General features: G+C 57.6%; 17 protein-coding genes and 1 other annotated feature. Of the genes, 11 read left to right on the forward strand and 6 right to left on the reverse strand.

Going from position 1 to position 17252, the window contains the following annotated elements; genetic code table 11:
• The first annotated feature begins 270 nt into the window (after positions 1 to 270).
• Positions 271 to 534 (forward strand): YlmC/YmxH family sporulation protein, encoded by a 264-nt coding sequence (locus ACUM6F_RS10910; RefSeq protein WP_425622041.1) that lies wholly within the window; start codon positions 271 to 273, stop codon positions 532 to 534.
• Between the two features lie 145 nt (positions 535 to 679).
• Positions 680 to 1597, forward strand: coding sequence for a hypothetical protein (locus ACUM6F_RS10915; protein ID WP_425622040.1), 918 nt, complete (start codon positions 680 to 682; stop codon positions 1595 to 1597).
• Positions 1598 to 1731: 134 nt separating this feature from the next.
• Here the strand turns inward: ACUM6F_RS10915 and ACUM6F_RS10920 are convergent, their stop codons facing one another.
• Complete coding sequence (locus tag ACUM6F_RS10920) at positions 1732 to 1941, reverse strand: FmdB family zinc ribbon protein (RefSeq protein WP_425622039.1); 210 nt, start codon at positions 1939 to 1941, stop codon at positions 1732 to 1734.
• A 200-nt stretch (positions 1942 to 2141) separates the two neighbouring features.
• Here ACUM6F_RS10920 and ACUM6F_RS10925 point away from each other — a divergent pair, with 200 nt between their 5' ends.
• From ACUM6F_RS10925 to ileS, 9 genes are all read left to right on the forward strand, one after another.
• A complete protein-coding gene (locus ACUM6F_RS10925; protein WP_445349242.1) occupies positions 2142 to 3722 on the forward strand; it encodes an MBL fold metallo-hydrolase RNA specificity domain-containing protein in 1581 nt (526 codons plus the stop codon).
• Positions 3723 to 3730: 8 nt separating this feature from the next.
• Positions 3731 to 4540, forward strand: coding sequence for a peptidoglycan editing factor PgeF (pgeF, locus tag ACUM6F_RS10930; protein WP_425622037.1), 810 nt, complete (start codon positions 3731 to 3733; stop codon positions 4538 to 4540).
• 115 nt (positions 4541 to 4655) lie between these two features.
• Positions 4656 to 5558 (forward strand): HlyD family efflux transporter periplasmic adaptor subunit, encoded by a 903-nt coding sequence (locus ACUM6F_RS10935; RefSeq protein ID WP_445349243.1) that lies wholly within the window; start codon positions 4656 to 4658, stop codon positions 5556 to 5558.
• 2 nt (positions 5559 to 5560) lie between these two features.
• A complete protein-coding gene (locus ACUM6F_RS10940) occupies positions 5561 to 6250 on the forward strand; it encodes a YggS family pyridoxal phosphate-dependent enzyme (RefSeq protein WP_425622035.1) in 690 nt (229 codons plus the stop codon).
• 36 nt (positions 6251 to 6286) lie between these two features.
• Entirely contained in the window at positions 6287 to 6733 is a 447-nt protein-coding gene (locus ACUM6F_RS10945) for a cell division protein SepF (RefSeq protein ID WP_425622034.1), read from the forward strand.
• 27 nt (positions 6734 to 6760) lie between these two features.
• On the forward strand, positions 6761 to 7585 hold the full coding sequence (proC, locus tag ACUM6F_RS10950) for a pyrroline-5-carboxylate reductase (RefSeq protein WP_425622141.1): 825 nt from the start codon (positions 6761 to 6763) through the stop codon (positions 7583 to 7585).
• Positions 7586 to 7599: 14 nt separating this feature from the next.
• The gene (locus ACUM6F_RS10955; protein WP_426377380.1) at positions 7600 to 7848 is read left to right on the forward strand and encodes a YggT family protein; all 249 of its coding nucleotides are present in this window, start codon (positions 7600 to 7602) and stop codon (positions 7846 to 7848) included.
• 10 nt (positions 7849 to 7858) lie between these two features.
• Complete coding sequence (locus tag ACUM6F_RS10960; protein ID WP_425622032.1) at positions 7859 to 8161, forward strand: DUF167 domain-containing protein; 303 nt, start codon at positions 7859 to 7861, stop codon at positions 8159 to 8161.
• Between the two features lie 30 nt (positions 8162 to 8191).
• Positions 8192 to 8450 (forward strand) — a binding site (T-box leader).
• A gap of 44 nt (positions 8451 to 8494) precedes the next feature.
• Positions 8495 to 11293 (forward strand): isoleucine--tRNA ligase, encoded by a 2799-nt coding sequence (gene ileS, locus ACUM6F_RS10965; protein ID WP_445349244.1) that lies wholly within the window; start codon positions 8495 to 8497, stop codon positions 11291 to 11293.
• Between the two features lie 393 nt (positions 11294 to 11686).
• On the opposite strand, the gene ACUM6F_RS10970 is transcribed toward ileS, so the two are convergent.
• The 5 genes from ACUM6F_RS10970 to polA all read right to left on the reverse strand — a co-directional run bounded on the left by ACUM6F_RS10970 (position 11687) and on the right by polA (position 17064).
• Positions 11687 to 12226 carry a lytic transglycosylase domain-containing protein gene (locus ACUM6F_RS10970; protein ID WP_425622030.1) on the reverse strand — a complete coding sequence of 180 codons (540 nt, stop codon included), beginning with the start codon at positions 12224 to 12226 and terminating at the stop codon, positions 11687 to 11689.
• A 7-nt stretch (positions 12227 to 12233) separates the two neighbouring features.
• The gene (gene coaE, locus ACUM6F_RS10975) at positions 12234 to 12812 is read right to left on the reverse strand and encodes a dephospho-CoA kinase (protein WP_445349245.1); all 579 of its coding nucleotides are present in this window, start codon (positions 12810 to 12812) and stop codon (positions 12234 to 12236) included.
• Between the two features lie 29 nt (positions 12813 to 12841).
• Positions 12842 to 13462, reverse strand: a complete 621-nt coding sequence (ytaF, locus tag ACUM6F_RS10980; RefSeq protein WP_445349246.1) for a sporulation membrane protein YtaF — start codon at positions 13460 to 13462, stop codon at positions 12842 to 12844.
• A 135-nt stretch (positions 13463 to 13597) separates the two neighbouring features.
• Positions 13598 to 14446 (reverse strand): bifunctional DNA-formamidopyrimidine glycosylase/DNA-(apurinic or apyrimidinic site) lyase, encoded by an 849-nt coding sequence (gene mutM / locus ACUM6F_RS10985; RefSeq protein WP_445349247.1) that lies wholly within the window; start codon positions 14444 to 14446, stop codon positions 13598 to 13600.
• Entirely contained in the window at positions 14425 to 17064 is a 2640-nt protein-coding gene (gene polA, locus ACUM6F_RS10990; protein WP_445349248.1) for a DNA polymerase I, read from the reverse strand. Before polA ends, mutM begins: the two co-directional genes overlap by 22 nt.
• Positions 17065 to 17252: the final 188 nt, after the last annotated feature.

The following is a 17252-nucleotide window of genomic DNA, read 5'->3' on the forward strand; positions in this document are numbered from 1 at the left end:
GTTCTGTGAGAGGGCTAACGCCGCAGTTGATCACCGCGGCGTTACTCTACTCGATATTAATTGGCGTTCAACATTGGACTAGGGGTGACTCTAACCCGACTGCCGAGTGCTAATGCTTATCTACCACCAACATCTAGTAACTAACTGCTAACATCCTGAGCCCCAAGTACGATACCCTACACCCATACCCAACCTGGTTATACCAAAAAATGGCCATTTCTGGTTTTGAACCGGAAGAAGTTTGCATATACATGTGACGGGGTGATCCGCATGGTTAAAATTTCTGATCTGCGCATGCGCGAAGTTATTAACGTTCTGGATGGCAGGCGCATGGGGATGATCAAGGATATCGACATCGACCTTGAAACCGGACGGATTACGGCGCTGATCCTTCCCGGCTCGACCCGGTTGATGGGTTTCTTCGGGCGCGAGGAAGAGATTGTGGTGCCCTGGGAAAAAATCGTGCGCATCGGCGTCGACGTCATTCTTGTGGAAGCCCCCCATTATTCCGAGCCACGCTACCAACGGCGTTAACCTGGTACATTTTGGGTCACCCTTTTTAATCCCCGCTTGTCGAAGCGGGGGTTTATTGTTTTATGTTAAATAATCAGTTGTTCTTTAAACAGGTTTCAAAGTAAAATGGTGGGTAAGCACGCGTAATACGAAGGGAGGCTAACGCTTGCTGAAGAACCTCCTGCAGGGTTTTTCACGTCCTGACCTGCTCAGCTGTGCCGACAAGCAAAGCATTAAGCGCGACGATCCGGGTGCCGATCAGGGTGTCGCAGAGCCTGTCACCGGTGCCTCTTATCTGTTGGCAGGCGAAGCAGGCCTCTGGGTTTGGTCTTTTGACACCCGCCAGTTGGAACTAGCCCGTATCGAAGACGTGGCGCGAAGCTTTCCCGAGTCGCGGTACCGGGTTGTAAGCATGAATCTGTTAACCGGCCAGATGCGGCTCAAAGCCATAACCTCGGTCAGCGGGCCCGGCAGCGTCGACAGCATGGTAAGGCTGATCCTGGCTAGCGGCCAAAGCATTGTGACGACCAGCAACTGTCCGGTGCTTACGATTGACAGCGACGGCCACATTACGACCCTTCCGGCCAGCAAGGCCAAGATCGTCCTGGTTCCCAGGCGCATGGAAATGTGTTATGAGGTACGCGCTAACGCCGCCCAGTTCGCCGGCATCCTTAACGTTTGCAAAGTGGACCCGGAAACGCACGCCGACTACGAGTGGCTGCGCCCGCTTGCTTTTGCGGCCTGGGGATGGGATCGCCTCGAAGGCTTCCAGCGATTGGGGGATGAAGTCCTGGAGGAGTTAAGGGTGGATATCGAGAGGCGGGCCCGCAAGCTGAATCCGCACAAGCTACAGAAGATGGAATGCTACGACTGCCTGGTCAAGGCGACGAGTAACTTCGCTTGCAGCATCAGGCTTCTCTTTACGCTTAGCATCCTGGACCGGGTCTTTCCGGTTAAGGTTGCTTCGCGCGAGCAGCTTCCCGGATCCGACAACGTTTGGGCCATCACGATCGAGGACAACGAGAATTTCCTGGCTGCCGAGGGGATTTACCTGGGCCAGCCCGCATCTCAAGATCGCCGTTAGCAGTTGGACATCTAAACAGTAAACAAAGGTAAAGGTCCTCTGATTATTGTCCGAGGACCTTTGCTCATTGATAGGCATTCCCGAACGGAGACTCCTTTAAGTTCGACGACTGACGACTTACAACCGACGACCGATTAGTGGCACCCGGAGCAGCTTGACGCCGTACAGCCGCCGCAGCTGCCTTTGCCTCCCTCCGCGTTTGGGGCACAGAACCCGGAAATCAATTTGTTAGGGTTGCCGGCGCCGCACTCGGGGCATTTCACGTTCTGCCCCGTTTCACCCATTTCGCAAAGCTTCTCAAAACGCTTGCTGCACTTGGCACAGCGAAACTCGTAGATCGGCACGATCTAACCCTCCTTGCTCTCTCCATTTTGCAGGAGAAGGTCTTGACTACCGTTTTTTAGCTTAGCCTTGGAGGCGGCCCCTGTCAAGCTCCGTGCCGATAAACCTTGCCGGTATCCATGGTCCCCGGTATAATCTAGGAGAGTGCAGGGCGCAGTTTTTGAACGGCATCTTAGTTGATTGAAATACGGGAGGTCTAATAGTGTTCCTTACTTTTTACGGGGCAGCGGACACAGTTACGGGATCGTGTTTCATGGTCGAAAGCGCAAAGTGCCGTATCCTGGTGGACTGCGGGATGTTTCAGGGATCAAAGGAGATTAAGCAGCGCAACTATGAGCCCCTGCCTTTTCCGGCAAGGAGTATCGACTATCTTCTGTTGACTCACGCCCACATCGACCACAGCGGCCTGATTCCGAAGCTCGTTAAAAGCGGGTTTAAAGGGCGCATTATCGCGACGGGCTGTACAGTTGATCTTTGCGGGGCGCTCCTCCCCGACGCCGGGCATATTCAGGAAATGGAAGTCGAACGCATCAACCGCAAAGCGCGGCGGGCCGGAAAACCGCTGATCCAGCCGATATATACCGCCGATGATGCTCTGGCAAGCCTGCCTTTCTTCGACGCCGTCGATTACGACGAGGAGATCAGCCTCTGCCCCAACCTGCGCGTCAAGTTTCGTGACGCGGGGCACATCCTCGGTTCGGCGCTCCTGGAACTCTGGATCGGGGATAACGACCACGAGACGAAGTTCGTGTTTTCCGGGGATCTAGGCAACGAAGGGCGTCCGTTTGTCAAGGACCCCACCGACCTCTGGGAAGCTGACTGTTTGGTGATTGAGTCAACTTACGGGGACCGCCTGCACCAGGTCGCGAACCCTAAAGAACTGCAGCAAAAACTCCACGACGTTATCTGGCAGACCTACCGCAAGGGCGGGAACCTGCTCATCCCCGCCTTCGCCGTGGAGCGAACGCAAGACATCATCTACGACCTTTTTCTCCTGGCCAGGGAGAACAAGCTTCCCCCGATGGACATTTGGGTCGATAGCCCACTGGCAGCCCAGGTTACCAGTATTTTCGCCAGCCATCATGAATGTTACGACCAGGAAACCATAGAACTGATCGCCAACGGGGAAAACCCTTTGGAGATGCCGAACCTTAAGTTTTCCCAAAGCATGGAAGACTCCCAGATGCTGAACAGGATCCCCGGGGGGATGATCATCATTGCCGGGAGCGGGATGTGTGAAGCCGGTCGCATCCGGCACCACCTAAAGCACAACCTGTGGCGGCCCGAGGCCACCGTTTTATTTGTGGGATACCAGGCGGAGGGGACTTTGGGCCGGCGTCTCCTGGAAGGCGAAAAGGACGTCCGCATCCTGGGCGAGGAGATTTGCGTCCGTGCCGACATCGTTAATATCGACGGCTTCTCGGCCCACGCCGACCAGGATATGCTTGTGGATTGGATTAAGGGCTTCACGGTTCTTCCGCAGCAGCTTTTTATCGTTCACGGTGAACCGGTGGCCCAGCACGCGCTTAGAGACCGCTTAATTAAAGACGTGGGGATTATGGGCATCATCCCCAAGTGGCGTGAAACTTTTTCGATTACCAGGGGCCGCACGCCTCACGATAAACTGCGCCAGGCCACGGCGGGGTTCTGGGCCAAGCTAGAGAACTACCTAGCGACGAAACCCGAACCGGAATCCTTTACCGAGATCATGGCCAAAGTTAACGAACTTGAGCGTTTGATTGCCAGCCACCAGGAGAAAGGCGAGAACGAACAGGCGGGATAGGGGCGTTAATGGAACTGAAAGAACGGAACGGCCTCACTTTCTACGAAGTTTCATCCTTCAAATTCCACGAAGGTGTTGTCGCAGCCTTCAGTACGCGGCACGGTGGTGTCAGCAAACCTCCGTACGACAGCTTAAACCTTGGGCTGCACGTGGGCGACGAACCCGCATCCGTTTTGCATAACAGGGAATTATTCGCCAAGGCTTTGCAGTTAAACCCGCAGATGGTGGTGTGCGGTGCACAGGTTCACGGGTCCGAGGTGGCGGAGGTTACCGGCTTCCACGCGGGAAGGGGCTCCGCCGATGCGGCGGATGCTTTGCCGGGCGTTGACGCGCTCGTGACGGCCGAGGCCGGGGTCCCGTTGACGGCGTTCTTTGCCGACTGCGTCCCGCTGTGGTTTTATGCGCCAAGACAGCGGGTGGTTGGGCTGGCCCACGCCGGTTGGCGGGGAACAGCCGCTAAAATCGCCGTGAAGACGGTGCGGTTTTTATGCTTGCGATGGGGTATCGAACCTGCCGAGATCCTGGCCGCGGTGGGGCCTTCCATCGGGCCGTGCTGTTACGAGGTGGGCAGTGAGGTGGCAGGAGCTTTTCGGACCTTGAGCCCGGAATGGCCTTTATTCTTGCAAAAACTTGACCGGAACTGGCGGCTCGATCTTTGGGAAGCCAACCGGCTGCTGCTGGTCGGGGATGCCGGCCTGCAGGCCCGGAACATAGAAGTGGCGGGTATATGCACGGCGTGCCGGCACGACCTTTTCTTTTCTTACCGGGCCGGAGGGGGACGGACCGGGCGGATGGGCGCCGTTATTTGCCTCGTATAAGGAGTTACTGGTGAAATGCTGAAAATCCAGTATTTTAAGAAGCAGGATTTACCAGTTGCCCGGCGAAGTACTGAAGAAGATTTATGAAGTTTTATTATAAGGGTGAAAGTGCCCGGTGCAAAAGTCGCGCTTGAGTCACGTCCTGCTCGCGGTGCTGGGTTCGGCGGTTGCGATATGGTTTCTGATCCCGGTCGTCTTTTCCTACGCATCAAGGCAATTGGTGCAAACAGCCATCCTTCATCCCCAATACGAACGCTGCAGCGTTACCCTTCAGGCCTTGGTTTTCAGAGACGAGACCCTGGTTCGCGCGCCGGCCCCCGGTTGCTTGGGACTGTTGGTTTCAGACGGGGAAAGGGTCAGTAAGGGAACCCCGATAGCCAAGATCAAGGATGCCGGTATGGAACGAATAATTGTTTCCCCGCGGGCCGGGGTCGTTTATTTTAATCTTGACGGCCTCGAGGAGATGCTTTCTCCGGACCGGCCCGATGCCTTGCGCACAATCCCCGGCGTCAAACCCCTCAGGATGTCGGCAGGTGATGTCCTTTGCAAAGGCGACCCCGTCGCAAGGGTAGTAGACAACCTCGACCCGGTGGTACTGAGGGTGACGCCGGAGAGTGACGCTGTCACGCCCGAACGTTACGAGCCCGGGGCGATGTGGATCCTGTGCGTCGACCGGCAGGATTATCGCGGGCGCGTTGTCGCTTCGCTGCCGGGCGAGGAGGCAACGCTGTTCTTGCGCCTCGAGCGTTACCCGGATTGTTGCCTCCGCGAACGGTTTCTGACCTGCCAGGCGGTGGTGGGGGAGTTGGATGGCCTGCTGGTGCCGAGGTCGGCAATCATATGCAGGGGGGAGCAGGAGGGAATTTTTGTTATCTACAAGGGTTCCAGCCAGTGGGTTCCGGTAGAGATACTTGGACAACTTAATGACAAGGTATCCATCAAGGGTGCGGGCCTGAGCGAAGGCATAAACTACGTCGTCAATCCTCGCTGGGTTAAGGAAGGGGCTATGCTGCGCTAGACATGACCGCACAAGATATCATCGAGAACCTGCGGCGCGTTAAGGAAAACATCGCCGCAGCCGCGCGCAGGGCAGGGCGCTCTCCCGAGGAAATTAAGCTTGTCACTGTCACAAAAACGGTGGACATCGAACGCATCAAGACGGTTTTTGAGGCCGGTTGCCGTGACTTCGGGGAAAACAGGGTTCAGGAGCTTGTCAAGAAGCAACCGCTGCTGCCGCAGGCCGCCTGGCATTTTATCGGGCATTTGCAGCGGAACAAGATTCGGAATGTCGCGGGCCGCGTCGCTTTGATCCACAGCCTGGACCGCTGGAGCCTGGCCGAGGATCTCGACAGGTGGGCGCATTTGCATAACCGTGTGCTGCACGTCCTGGTGCAGGTCAACGTGGCCGGCGAGGAAACGAAGTTCGGCGTAGCGCCGGGCGAAGTCGAGGATTTTGTGGCGGCGCTGGGCGATCTCAAAGGCCTTGCGGTAGATGGCTTAATGACGATCGCGCCCTATGTGGACAACCCCGAGGAAGTCCGCCCGGTTTTTCGAGAATTGCGTTCCATCAGCGTGAAATTATCAAGATATCCTTTCTTTACGCAAAAATATCTTTCTATGGGTATGACAAACGATTATACTGTTGCCATAGAAGAGGGTGCCAATATTTTACGGATCGGTTCGGCCATCTTTGGTTCGCGTCCATATTGATCGGTCTTTCCACTAATCCTTAAAGGAGGTTCTCAGGTGGGTACCAAGCTTGTGGACAAGGTTCTCGGGTTTATGGGCTTCGAGGAGGAAGTGCCTGAAGGCGAAGCCCAGCTGACCCAGCAGCAGCCTGAGCAGCGGGAGAGCCTAAAACCTGGGAAGAAAGGTGCCGTTGTCAGTCTGCACACGCAGCGCCAGGTTAAGGTGGTCGTGGTTGAGCCCCGTTCTTACGACGAGGTGCAGGAAATCGTTGATCACCTCAAAAACCGGCGGCCCGTCATCGTCAACCTGGAACACGCCGAAGCAGACCTAGCCCGCCGCGTTTTTGATTTTGTCAGCGGGGCGACTTACGGTCTGAACGGCAGCCTCCAGAAGGTCAGCGGGACAATCGTACTGTTCGTGCCATCCAACGTGGATATCGACAGCCCGGTCAAGGGTGCGGGAGAGAAGGGGCTTTTCTCCTGGATCAACAGGGACAGGTCTTAAAAAAACGGAGAGTGTGTCGGCGTGAAGATGACTTTGGATAAGCGCCTCGGCATTATCGGCGGGGGCGCCATGGGTGAGGCTTTGGTACGAGGAGTGATCAAGGCCGGGGTGGTCGAGCCGCCGGCGGTGATGGTCAGCGATGTCCGCACCGAACGGCTCGAAATGCTGGCCGGGGAAACGGGGGTCAAGGTCGCAAGCAGTAACGTCGCGCTCGCGCGGGAGTGCGATATCGTGATCCTTGCCGTCAAGCCGTTTGTCGTCAGCGAAGTGCTGGCCGAGATCGCCCCTGTGATGAACTTGCGCCAGACGCTGATCAGCATTGCCGGGGGCATCAGCCTGGACTTTATCGAGCAAAAAATGGGCAACCGGATCCCGGTCGTCCGGGTGATGCCTAACACGCCCTGCCTGGTGAACGAGGGGGCCAGCGCCTTTGCGCTGGGAGCAAAGGCCGGCGCCGAGCAGGCCGGGCAGGCCAGGATGATCTTCGGCGCCGTCGGCAGGGTCGTGGAAGTTCCCGAGAAGCTGATGGACGCCGTGACGGGCTTAAGCGGTTCGGGGCCGGCATACGGCTACTTGATTATCGAGGCCCTGAGCGATGCCGGCGTCCGGCAGGGGCTGCCGCGCGATCTGGCCACCGAGTTGGCCGCGCAAACACTGCTCGGCGCGGCGCGCATGGTCCTGGAAACAGGGGAGCATCCCGGCCGGTTGAAAGATATGGTTACCACACCGGGGGGAACGACGATCGAAGGCTTGTTCGCCCTCGAGGAAGGGGCGGTCAGGGCCAGTATCAGCAAGGCCGTTGAAAAGGCGGCCGCCAGATCCCGGGAAATGAGCAGGCGAGGTGGAGCATGACTTTCCTAATACAGATGGTTGATGTCGCCTTTAGGTTATATACTTACATTATTTTTGCGCGGGTTCTCCTGTCGTGGATCCGACACGATCCTTACCACCCGGTTTTTCGCTTTATTTACGAGATTACTGAGCCCGTGCTTGGCTTCTTCAGGCGTATTATCCCGCCGATCGGTGTTTTCGACATATCGCCTATTGTCGCGCTTTTTGCTGTTTCGCTGGTCAGGATGCTAGTGCTGAATATCCTTACACGTTTTGCCTTTTAGGCGGTTTTGTATGTACGGACCGTTTCTTAGCAGGGATCAGCAGGGAACGACGCTGAAAGTAAGGGTTCAGCCCAAGGCTTCCCGCGACGGGATTGCGGGAACCTACGGGGAAGCCCTGAAAATCAGGGTTGTATCATCCCCCGTCGACGGGGCCGCCAATGAAAGGCTATGCGGCTTTCTTGCCAAGGTTTTGGGGATTTCCGCCAGCCGGGTCAGCATCAAGTCGGGCCATACGGGTCGGGACAAGGTGATCCTTCTCGAGGGCCTGACGCCGGAAGAGGTAGCTTTTCGTCTACAGTTGACGAAAACTTAGGATTTCAAATATAATGTTCCGCAGATATGTGTAAAGCCAGTGAACGGGAGGAGTAACCCGCTGTCTCCATCAGCGAGCCCGGGATAGTGGAAGCCGGGCGGGAAGGGGCGGGCGAAAATCGCCCGGGAGGCGCGGCCTGAACCACGGGTAAATTGGCTGGGGCCAATTTATTTGTTTGTTTGCAGTAGGGCTTGCCGGCGGCTGCCGTTACCAGCGCAAGGAGAGGTCTTCCCTTATTACGGGCGGATCAATAGGGTGGTACCACGGGATTAGCACTCTCGTCCCTGCACGGACGGGAGTTTTTTATTGCAAGCACTTTTAAGGAGGAACTGCATGGATTACGGAAAGACACTGAACCTGCCGAAAACGGATTTTCCGATGCGGGCCAACCTCCCGCAGCGTGAACCCGAAATTCTTAAGTACTGGGACGAGGTCGGCCTTTACAGCCTGGTGCAGAAACACACCAGGGGCCGTCCCAAATACATCCTGCACGACGGTCCCCCTTACGCCAACGGGCCTATTCATATGGGGCACGTGCTGAACAAGGTTCTCAAGGATATGGTGGTCAAGTACCAGTCGATGGCCGGGTTTGACGCCCCTTACGTGCCCGGTTGGGATACTCATGGCCTGCCGATCGAACAGCAGGCCATTAAGGCCCTGAAGATCCGCCGCCACGAGATTTCCCCGGTGGATTTCCGGCAGCGCTGCCGTGAGTACGCCCTCAAGTATGTCGGCATTCAGCGGGAGAGCTTCAAGCGTCTTGGTGTCAGGGGCGACTGGGAAAACCCTTATCTTACGCTGCAGCCGCACTTTGAGAGCAGGCAGATCGAGGTCTTCGGCGAAATGGCCAAGCGCGGGTACATTTACAAGGGACTGAAGTCCATCTACTGGTGCGCCACCTGTGAGACGGCCTTGGCCGAGGCTGAAGTCGAATACAAGGAGAAGGAATCGCCGTCGATTTACGTGCGTTTTACTGTGAAGGACGGTAAAGGGGTTGTTCCGACCGGGAATACCTATGTCGTGATCTGGACGACGACGCCGTGGACCCTGCCGGCCAACGTCGCTATCTGCGTCCATCCGGAGTACCGCTACGCCCTGCTCAACACGGGCAAGGAACGCTACCTGGTCGCAGAGGAGCTTGCGGAACCCTTCCTCTATGAGGTTCTCAGAGCCGAGGCGTCTGTTGAAAAGACGTTCCAGGGCGAGCAGCTGGCGGGCGTCGTCTGCGCCCACCCCTTCGTCGATAGGGATTCCGTAGTTATCCTGGGCGAATACGTAACCCTCGACCAAGGCACAGGATGTGTTCACATTGCTCCGGGCCACGGTGAAGAAGACTTTGAACTGGGGGTCAAATACAACCTGCCGGTGATTTCGCCGGTTGACGGGAAGGGGCGTTTCACCGCCGAGGGAGGCATCTTCCAGGGGCAGTTTTACCTCGAAGCCAATCCCAAGGTAATCGAGGAATTGCAAAACCGCGAGGCCCTGGTGCACCTGTCCGGGATCACGCACCAGTACCCGCACTGCTGGCGCTGCAAGAACCCTATTTTCTTTCGGGCTACCGAGCAGTGGTTCGCCTCTATCGACGGCTTCCGCGACATGCTCTTGGACGCCATTGAACGGGTGAACTGGATTCCCGCCTGGGGTAAGGAGCGTATTCAGGGCATGATCGCCAACCGCGGCGACTGGTGTATTTCCCGTCAGCGTATCTGGGGCGTTCCACTGCCCATTTTCTGCTGCGCGGAATGCGAAGAAGCGATCATCAACGACGAGACGATCAACCACATCAAACAGCTCTTCGGCCAGTACGGGTCTGACGTCTGGTTCGCCCGTGAGGCCGACGATCTCGTTCCGCCGGGCCTAAAGTGTGCAAAGTGCGGCGGGACGCACTTTAAGAAGGAAACGGACACCATGGACGTCTGGTTCGATTCGGGCTCCAGTCACTGGGGCGTGCTGACTCAGCCCGCTTACTGGCCCGAGTTGCGCTGGCCGGCCGATCTATATCTGGAAGGATCCGACCAACACCGCGGCTGGTTCAACTCATCCCTGACGACTTCGGTGGCTGTTACGGGAGAACCCCCTTATCGCGCCGTCCTGACCCACGGTTTTACGGTTGACGAGCAGGGCAGGAAGATGTCCAAGTCGCTGGGCAATGTTGTCGACCCCCACGAAGTAATGAAGCAGCTCGGCGCCGATATCTTGCGCCTGTGGGTATGCTCCGCCGACTATAAAGGCGATCTGGCTGTTTCGGCCAACATTTTAAAGCAGTCGGCCGAAGCCTATCGCAAGATTCGTAACACCTTCCGCTTCCTGCTGGGGAACATTTACGATTTCGACCCGGCCGTCGATAAGGTTGCTTACGAACAGATGCCCGAACTGGACCGTTATGCGCTGCACCAGCTGCACACTCTGATTGATAAGGTCGGCAAAGCGTACAAGGGCTTTGAATTCCATACCGTCTACCATGCCGTCTACAATTACTGCGTGACCGACCTCAGCGCCTTTTACCTTAACGTCGTTAAGGACCGGCTTTACTGCGAAAGCGCTGGATCTCCGGCACGCAGGTCGGCGCAGACCGTTCTCTACAATATCCTGGACACCCTGGTACGCCTGCTCGTTCCTGTTCTGGCTTACACCACCGAGGAAGTCTGGCAGTACTTTCCCGCAGAGGGCGAAAAGGCTCCCACCGTTCAGTTGCTTTCCTTTCCCGAGGCCGACCCCAATTACATTGACGGGGACCTGGCCGCGCGGTGGGAAAAGCTGATGCACGTGCGCGACGAAGCGCTGCGGATCCTGGAGACGGCGCGCAAGGAAAAGGTGATCGGGGACTCCCTGGAGGCGTCCGTGACGCTGTACGCGGACGAAAAACTGCGGGGGCTTTTGGAAGCCGCAGCGGATGACCTAGCCGTAATCACGGTGGTTTCCCGGGTCGTGGTGGAATCCCTGGAATCGGCGCCGGACAACGCCGAGGAAGCCCTGGATGTCGAGGGACTGAAAATTCTGGCCAGGCGGGCCGAAGGCGCAAAGTGCCCGCGTTGCTGGAAATATGCTTCGGAAACCGGTACGGGCGGGGAAACGGCCGAGGTTTGCACGAGGTGCGCCGCCGTTCTGGAGACGATAACGCTGGAAGAGTAAGAGAAAAAGTTGCATTTTTGATTCATACTCCCAACGTTCGCTGCGTCAAGGCCTAGGCGCGTACCTGGATAACCTATTGAGTCGTGGCGCCCGCAGACAATCCGCAGGATGGCTATAACAACTTAATCCAGAGACCGTTCAAAAGCGAGCATGGCGTGGAAGGCGAAGCCGGACAGCGTGGAGCGTATTGGGTGGTACGTAAGCACTGGACGGCGAGTCTGACAAAGCCAGGCGAAGTTTTTTAACGGTCTCCTAGAAACGGTCCAAACCGAGCCTAGAATCCGTAGATGCGCAGCACTGGAGCGAGCGTGAGAAGCCCGGAAGCCATGCTTACGCTCGTATTGATAAAAAAGCTACTTTGTCAGCAGTCGACGGCGCGAGTTGGCGCCGTTTTTAATCTTTATAGAGAAATTCGTAAACCTTTGTCCGCCACAGGACCTTGCGCACGAACTGGCGGGTTTCGGGGAAGGGAAGCCGGTCCAGGTTTTGCAGGCGGCCGTTCCATATGCCTTCACCGAGCCAGCGTCTAACGTTGCCGTGGCCCCCGTTGTAGGCGGCCAGGGCGATGACCGGGTCGCCGAAGTCGCTCACAAGATAAGCCAAATATCGTGTTCCGATGCGGATGTTGGTTTCGGGGTCATAAAGCATGTCTGGCGAGAAGCCGGGTTCCCCGCTTTGGATCGCCGCCCAGCGTGCCGTTTCGGGCATAAGCTGCATTAGTCCCAAGGCGCCCTTGTGGGAAGTCGCTGAGGGATCGAAATTCGATTCCGTCTTAATCAAGGCGGCTACGAGAAAAGGGTTGAGGGAATTTTCGTCCGCGTAGTGAAAGATCACTTCCTGGTAGGGGAACGGAAAGAAGTGGCGGCCGATCCGCTCGGCGTTGAGAGCCAGGGCTGCTGCAAGCGCGAGGACGATCAGCCAAGTCAGGCGCAACAACTCATCACTCCGATTCGAGGGTTGTCCAATAATTTATAACCTGAGCCCGTGTCTCTGTCAACGACCCATTATTGTCTATCACCCGGTGGGCCTGTCGAACTTTCTGTTCCTGCGGCATCTGGCTGTTAAGGATACGTTCCGCCTGCACCCTGCTGTATCCCCGTTTCACCAGCCGCTTCAGTTTTACGGGCCTGTCCGCGGTGACCACCCAGACCTCGTCCACTTCGTCGGCGAGCCCGACATCCAGGAGCCGCGGCGCGTCGAGGACGATCACCTTGTAACCCTCGGCCGCCTTCTCGGATTTCAGCCTGCGCATGCGGTTGATGATCGGCTTGAGCATGATTTCGTCCAGTTTTTTGTAGGCTTGGGGGTCGGAAAAGACAAGTTTGGCCAGGCGACGCCTTTTCAGCGTGCCTTTGGTAGTGAGGTAAGCCGGGCCGAACGCCCGGATGACGGCCTCCAGGTGAGGGGATCCGGGCTTGACGAGCTCCCGGGCTACCTGGTCCGCGTCAATGACGGCCGCTCCGAGTTCGGCCAGCATCGAGGCAACAGTTGTTTTGCCGCTTCCGGAATCACCGGTCAATCCTATAACCTTCATACGTCCATCGTAATCTAAAAGGCTAGGTGCAGCAAACGGAACATGCCGATAATGATCAAAATACAGCCCGGCAGGATATTCAAACGCTGGATCAGTGAAGGAGTGAACCTGCTCCCTACAACCATTCCGGCATTAAGCATTAAAAACAGGCCGACGACAACAAAGAGCGGCACCAGCGCCGTGTGCATTCCCGACAGGGCGATGGCGAAGCCGGCTCCGAAGGCGTCCAGGGCCAAGGAAATGCCGAGGAGTACCGCTTCGCGCGGCGAAATGCAGCCGGAGTCGTCCAGGTCCGCCTCCAAGGGCTCCAGGAGAATCTGGATGACCAGCCCCAGTTGGGGAATGCGCAGGCGCAAGATCCGCCTGGTCGCGCTACGCAAGGCTTGGCTGAGAATCCACAGCCCGAGTGCCACGAGCAGGAACCCGCCTGCCGTCTGTGCCAGGCCGGGAGTAACGAGGCTTGCCGCAGTATGTCCAAGGGTAAGGGAAAGGGTGATCGCCGCTCCGGACGTCAGGCTAATGATGATCAGAGAGGTTAACGGCACCCTGATCTGCCTGATCCCGTAAGCGAGTCCGGCCCCGAATCCGTCCAGGCTCAAGGCAAAGCCGAAAACCAGAAGCGCAACCAGTTCCACTTCGCAACGACCCCTTCCGATGATCCTCCTTAAGAGGATATGGATGGGGCCGTATTTTGGTGCCTGGGTAGACGGTTGAGAGGTGAGTCGTGGAAAGTCAGAAGTGGATTCGCACAGCGAATTCCTTCAACATACTCACCACTGACCTCTCACTTCACACTTCTTATTCTGGCAGCGGGGGCAGAAGTAGGTCCCTCGTCCCGCGCAAACTGTACGGGCGATAGGGGTTCCACAGCACGGGCACGGCTCACCCTTTTTGCCGTATACCTTCAGCATTTTCTGGAACCGGCCTTCAACGCCGTGCGCATCGACATAGTCTCGGACGCTGGTCCCTCCAAACGCGATCCCTTCATCGAGCACCTTTTTGACGGCGCTGTACAGGGCTTTAGTCTCGCGGGCCGTCAGCTCCGCCGCGGGCCTGTCCGGGTGGATGCCGGCAAGGTACAGCGCCTCATCGGTGTAGATGTTGCCCATCCCGGCCAGGACCCGCTGGTCGAGGAGCAGGGCCTTAATTTTCTGTTTTCTGCCGTTGACCAGGCGGCATAGCTCCTTTTCGGTGAACCGGGGGTCCAGGGGTTCCGGCCCAAGATCCTTGAGCCCGCCGACCCTGTCCAGTTCGGAGGCGGGCACGGCCAGGACCCGCCCGAACTGGCGGGGGTCGGTGAACCTGAGCCAGCCTTGCGCCAGGCGCAATACCAGGTGCGTGTGCTTGGGCGGCGGCGCAGGATCTGTGTAGTAGACTAGTTGCCCCGTCATCCGCAGGTGTATGACCATGGTTACCCCGCCGGATAACTCCATTAAGATATACTTGCCTCGCCTTTGCAGGCGTTCAATGGTGCGCCCCTTAACCAGTTCGGCGAAAGCGGATGGCTCGGGGCAGGCTATCACCTTCGCCTTATGAATTTCCACCTCCTGGATCTGCTGCCCGGTAATCAGCGGCGCGAGCCCGCGGACGATCGTTTCTACTTCTGGTAGCTCAGGCATTTCGTCACCTCTTCGATTTTGCGAACGTCATACCAGTTTGGCCCTACTTTAAGGTCTACGACAAGCGGGACGCCAAGCTCCACGACCTGTTCCATTTCCTGCTTGATGAGGGGGGCTACCTCGCATAGCTCGTGGGTCGGAACGTCGAATATCAGCTCGTCATGAACCTGCAGGATCATCGCGCTCTTATAGCGCCCTTCCTGCAGCCGCCTGTCGATGCGGATCATCGCCATCTTGATGATGTCGGCCGCGCTTCCCTGGATCGGGCTGTTCGTGGCGACGCGTTCGCCGAAGCCGCGCACGGTCTGGTTGGGGCTGAACAGCTCCGGGATATTGCGCCGCCGGTTGCGGATGGTGGTCACGTAGCCGTTGTTTCGGGCCTGGCTGATCGTTGACTCAATAAACTCCCGGACCCTCGGCAGGCGTGCGAAATAACGGCGGATGTATTCGGCGGCCTCCTTGCGCGGAATTTTCAGGTCCCGGGCCAGGCCAAAGTCGCTGATGCCGTAAATGATGCCGAAGTTGACCGCTTTGGCCCGCCTGCGCAACTCGGGCGTGACCCCTTCCATGAGCACGCCGAAGACCTCGGCGGCGGTACGCGTGTGAATGTCCTGGCCCTCGCGGAAGGCCGAGATCAGCGCGGGGTCACCCGAGAGGTGGGCGAGGATGCGCAGTTCGATTTGCGAGTAATCGGCGGTCAGCAGCACGTTGGCCGGGTCGCTGGGAACGAAGACCTTGCGGATCCGCCGGCCGATTTCCAGGCGGACGGGTATGTTCTGCAGGTTGGGTTCGGCCGAGGACAGCCGGCCTGTGGCCGTAACCGTCTGGTGCAGGGTGGTGTGCAGGCGGGCCGTTTGGGGATCGATGAGCGCGGCTAGGCCGTCGGTGTAGGTCCCTTTCAGCTTGACCAGCTGCCTGTATTCCAGGACCTTGGCGACGATCTCGTGCTCCCCGGCCAGTTCTTCCAGCACGTTGGCGTCCGTGCTGTAACCCGTCTTGGTCTTTCGGCCCTTGGGCAGCCCCAGTTTGCCGAAGAGAATGTTCCCGAGCTGGCGGGGGGAACTGATGTTGAAACGCTCGCCGGCCATGGCGTAAATCTCACTTTCAAGCCTGGTGATTTGCTGTCCGAACTCTTCCGACATCGCCGCCAGCTGTTTCCGGTCGACTTTGATTCCGACTATCTCCATGCGTGCCAGGACCGCAATCAGGGGCATCTCGATCTCGCTAAACAGTTCTTCCTGCTCCAGCATCCGCAGCTTAGTCTGCAGGAACGGCAAAAGCCGGCGAATGGACTCAGCCCTTGCCGGCAGCGCTTCTTCGCCTCCCTCGGGGAGAGCCAGGTGCAGGTATTCGAGGCTCAAATCCTCCAGTGCCAGGCCCCCGGCGCCCGGTTTGATGAGGTAAGCTGCCACTGTCGTATCAAAAGCCAGCCCTGCGAGCCTGATCCCTCTCAGATGACAAAACCAGTAAGCGTCCTTGCCGTCGGCGGTAAGCTTGGTGACGTCCGGGTTTTCAAGCATTTCCCGGATGATCGCCAGGCCTTCGGGTTCAAGTTTGCCGAACGGGAGATAAAAGATGGCATCCTCGACAGCTACGCTGAGGGCTTCTAGTCCGCTGGCCCTGTTGCCGCCGAAGGCGATATGCGCCTGACCGGCGGCCTTTATTTTTTCGACGACCCGGGAAAGTTCTTTGATTTCAACAACTTTTTGATAAACGGGGCAAAGTCTTTGCAGTTCGCTGGCGTCGCCGACCCGGGGGACGCGATGGGCGATGTTGCGGGCGAGGCTCTTGAACTCCAGCTTGGAGAAGACTTTGAGAAGGGCTTCGTAGTCCGGCCCCGGCCATTCCCGGATAGCATCTTCGTCGAGGCCCGGAACGGCCCTTTCAATAGTCGCAAGCTGTTTGGAAAGCACAGCCTGGTCGGCGTGTTTCTCAAGCTGCTGGCGCAGGCGCAACGGGAGCTGGTCCTTGTTTGCCAGCAGTTCCTCAAGGCTGTGATAGGTTTGCAGCAGCTTGGCGGCTGTCTTGAACCCGATGCCGGGGACCCCGGGGATGTTATCCGAAGCGTCGCCGACAAGGCCCTTCATGTCTGTAAGCCGGGCCGGTGTGAGGCCGAAACGCTCGACGACCCTGGCCGCGTCGTAGACGTCCAACTCGGTGATGCCTTTCCTGGTCAGCATTACACGGTTGTATTCGTCCACCAGCTGGAGGGTGTCCTGGTCGCCGGTAAGCACCAGCGTATCCATCTTTTTTTCGGCGGCGATCCTGGTCAAGGTCCCGATAATGTCGTCGGCTTCGTAACCTTCCACTTCGATAATCTGGATGCGCATCGCTTCCAGCACTTCCTTAGCCAGCGCCAGTTGGGGACGAAGGTCTTCGGGAGTCGCGGGGCGGTGAGCCTTGTACCCGGTAAAGGCTTCGTGGCGGAAGGCCGGCAGGCCCTTGTCGAAGGCGACCGCAACCCTGTCGGGCGCTTCCGCTTCCAGGACCTTCAACAGCATATTTGTAAAACCCAGGACGGCGTTGGTCGGTAACCCGGTCGAAGTCGAAAGGGGTGGAATGGCGTGAAAAGCCCTGTGGATCAAGCTGTTGCCGTCGATAACCAGAAACTTGCTCACCGCTTAGCGCCCGCCTTCGTTAAAATCGTCTGTGGTTCCAGACCCCTGGCTTCCCGCACCTGTATTTGTTGACTGCCGGGGGGCCTGGACAATCGTTATTTACATTATAGTATAAGCATTTGGCCAGAAGGCCGTTAAAAAACTTCGTAAAAGTATCCTGAGCAGCCCTTTTCTCTCAAGGCACAAAA

This window comes from Desulforudis sp. DRI-14 (genome assembly GCF_052618305.1).

Excerpts from the sequence above, each read along its gene's own strand:
- ACUM6F_RS10910 (WP_425622041.1), top strand. The coding sequence starts at position 271 with ATGGTTAAAATTTCTGATCTGCGCATGCGCGAAGTTATTAACGTTCTG.
- pgeF (WP_425622037.1), top strand. The coding sequence starts at position 3,731 with ATGGAACTGAAAGAACGGAACGGCCTCACTTTCTACGAAGTTTCATCC.
- ACUM6F_RS10940 (WP_425622035.1), top strand. The coding sequence starts at position 5,561 with ATGACCGCACAAGATATCATCGAGAACCTGCGGCGCGTTAAGGAAAAC.
- proC (WP_425622141.1), top strand. The coding sequence starts at position 6,761 with ATGACTTTGGATAAGCGCCTCGGCATTATCGGCGGGGGCGCCATGGGT.
- ACUM6F_RS10955 (WP_426377380.1), top strand. The coding sequence starts at position 7,600 with ATGGTTGATGTCGCCTTTAGGTTATATACTTACATTATTTTTGCGCGG.
- ACUM6F_RS10960 (WP_425622032.1), top strand. The coding sequence starts at position 7,859 with ATGTACGGACCGTTTCTTAGCAGGGATCAGCAGGGAACGACGCTGAAA.
- ileS (WP_445349244.1), top strand. The coding sequence starts at position 8,495 with ATGGATTACGGAAAGACACTGAACCTGCCGAAAACGGATTTTCCGATG.
- mutM (WP_445349247.1), bottom strand. The coding sequence starts at position 14,446 with ATGCCTGAGCTACCAGAAGTAGAAACGATCGTCCGCGGGCTCGCGCCG.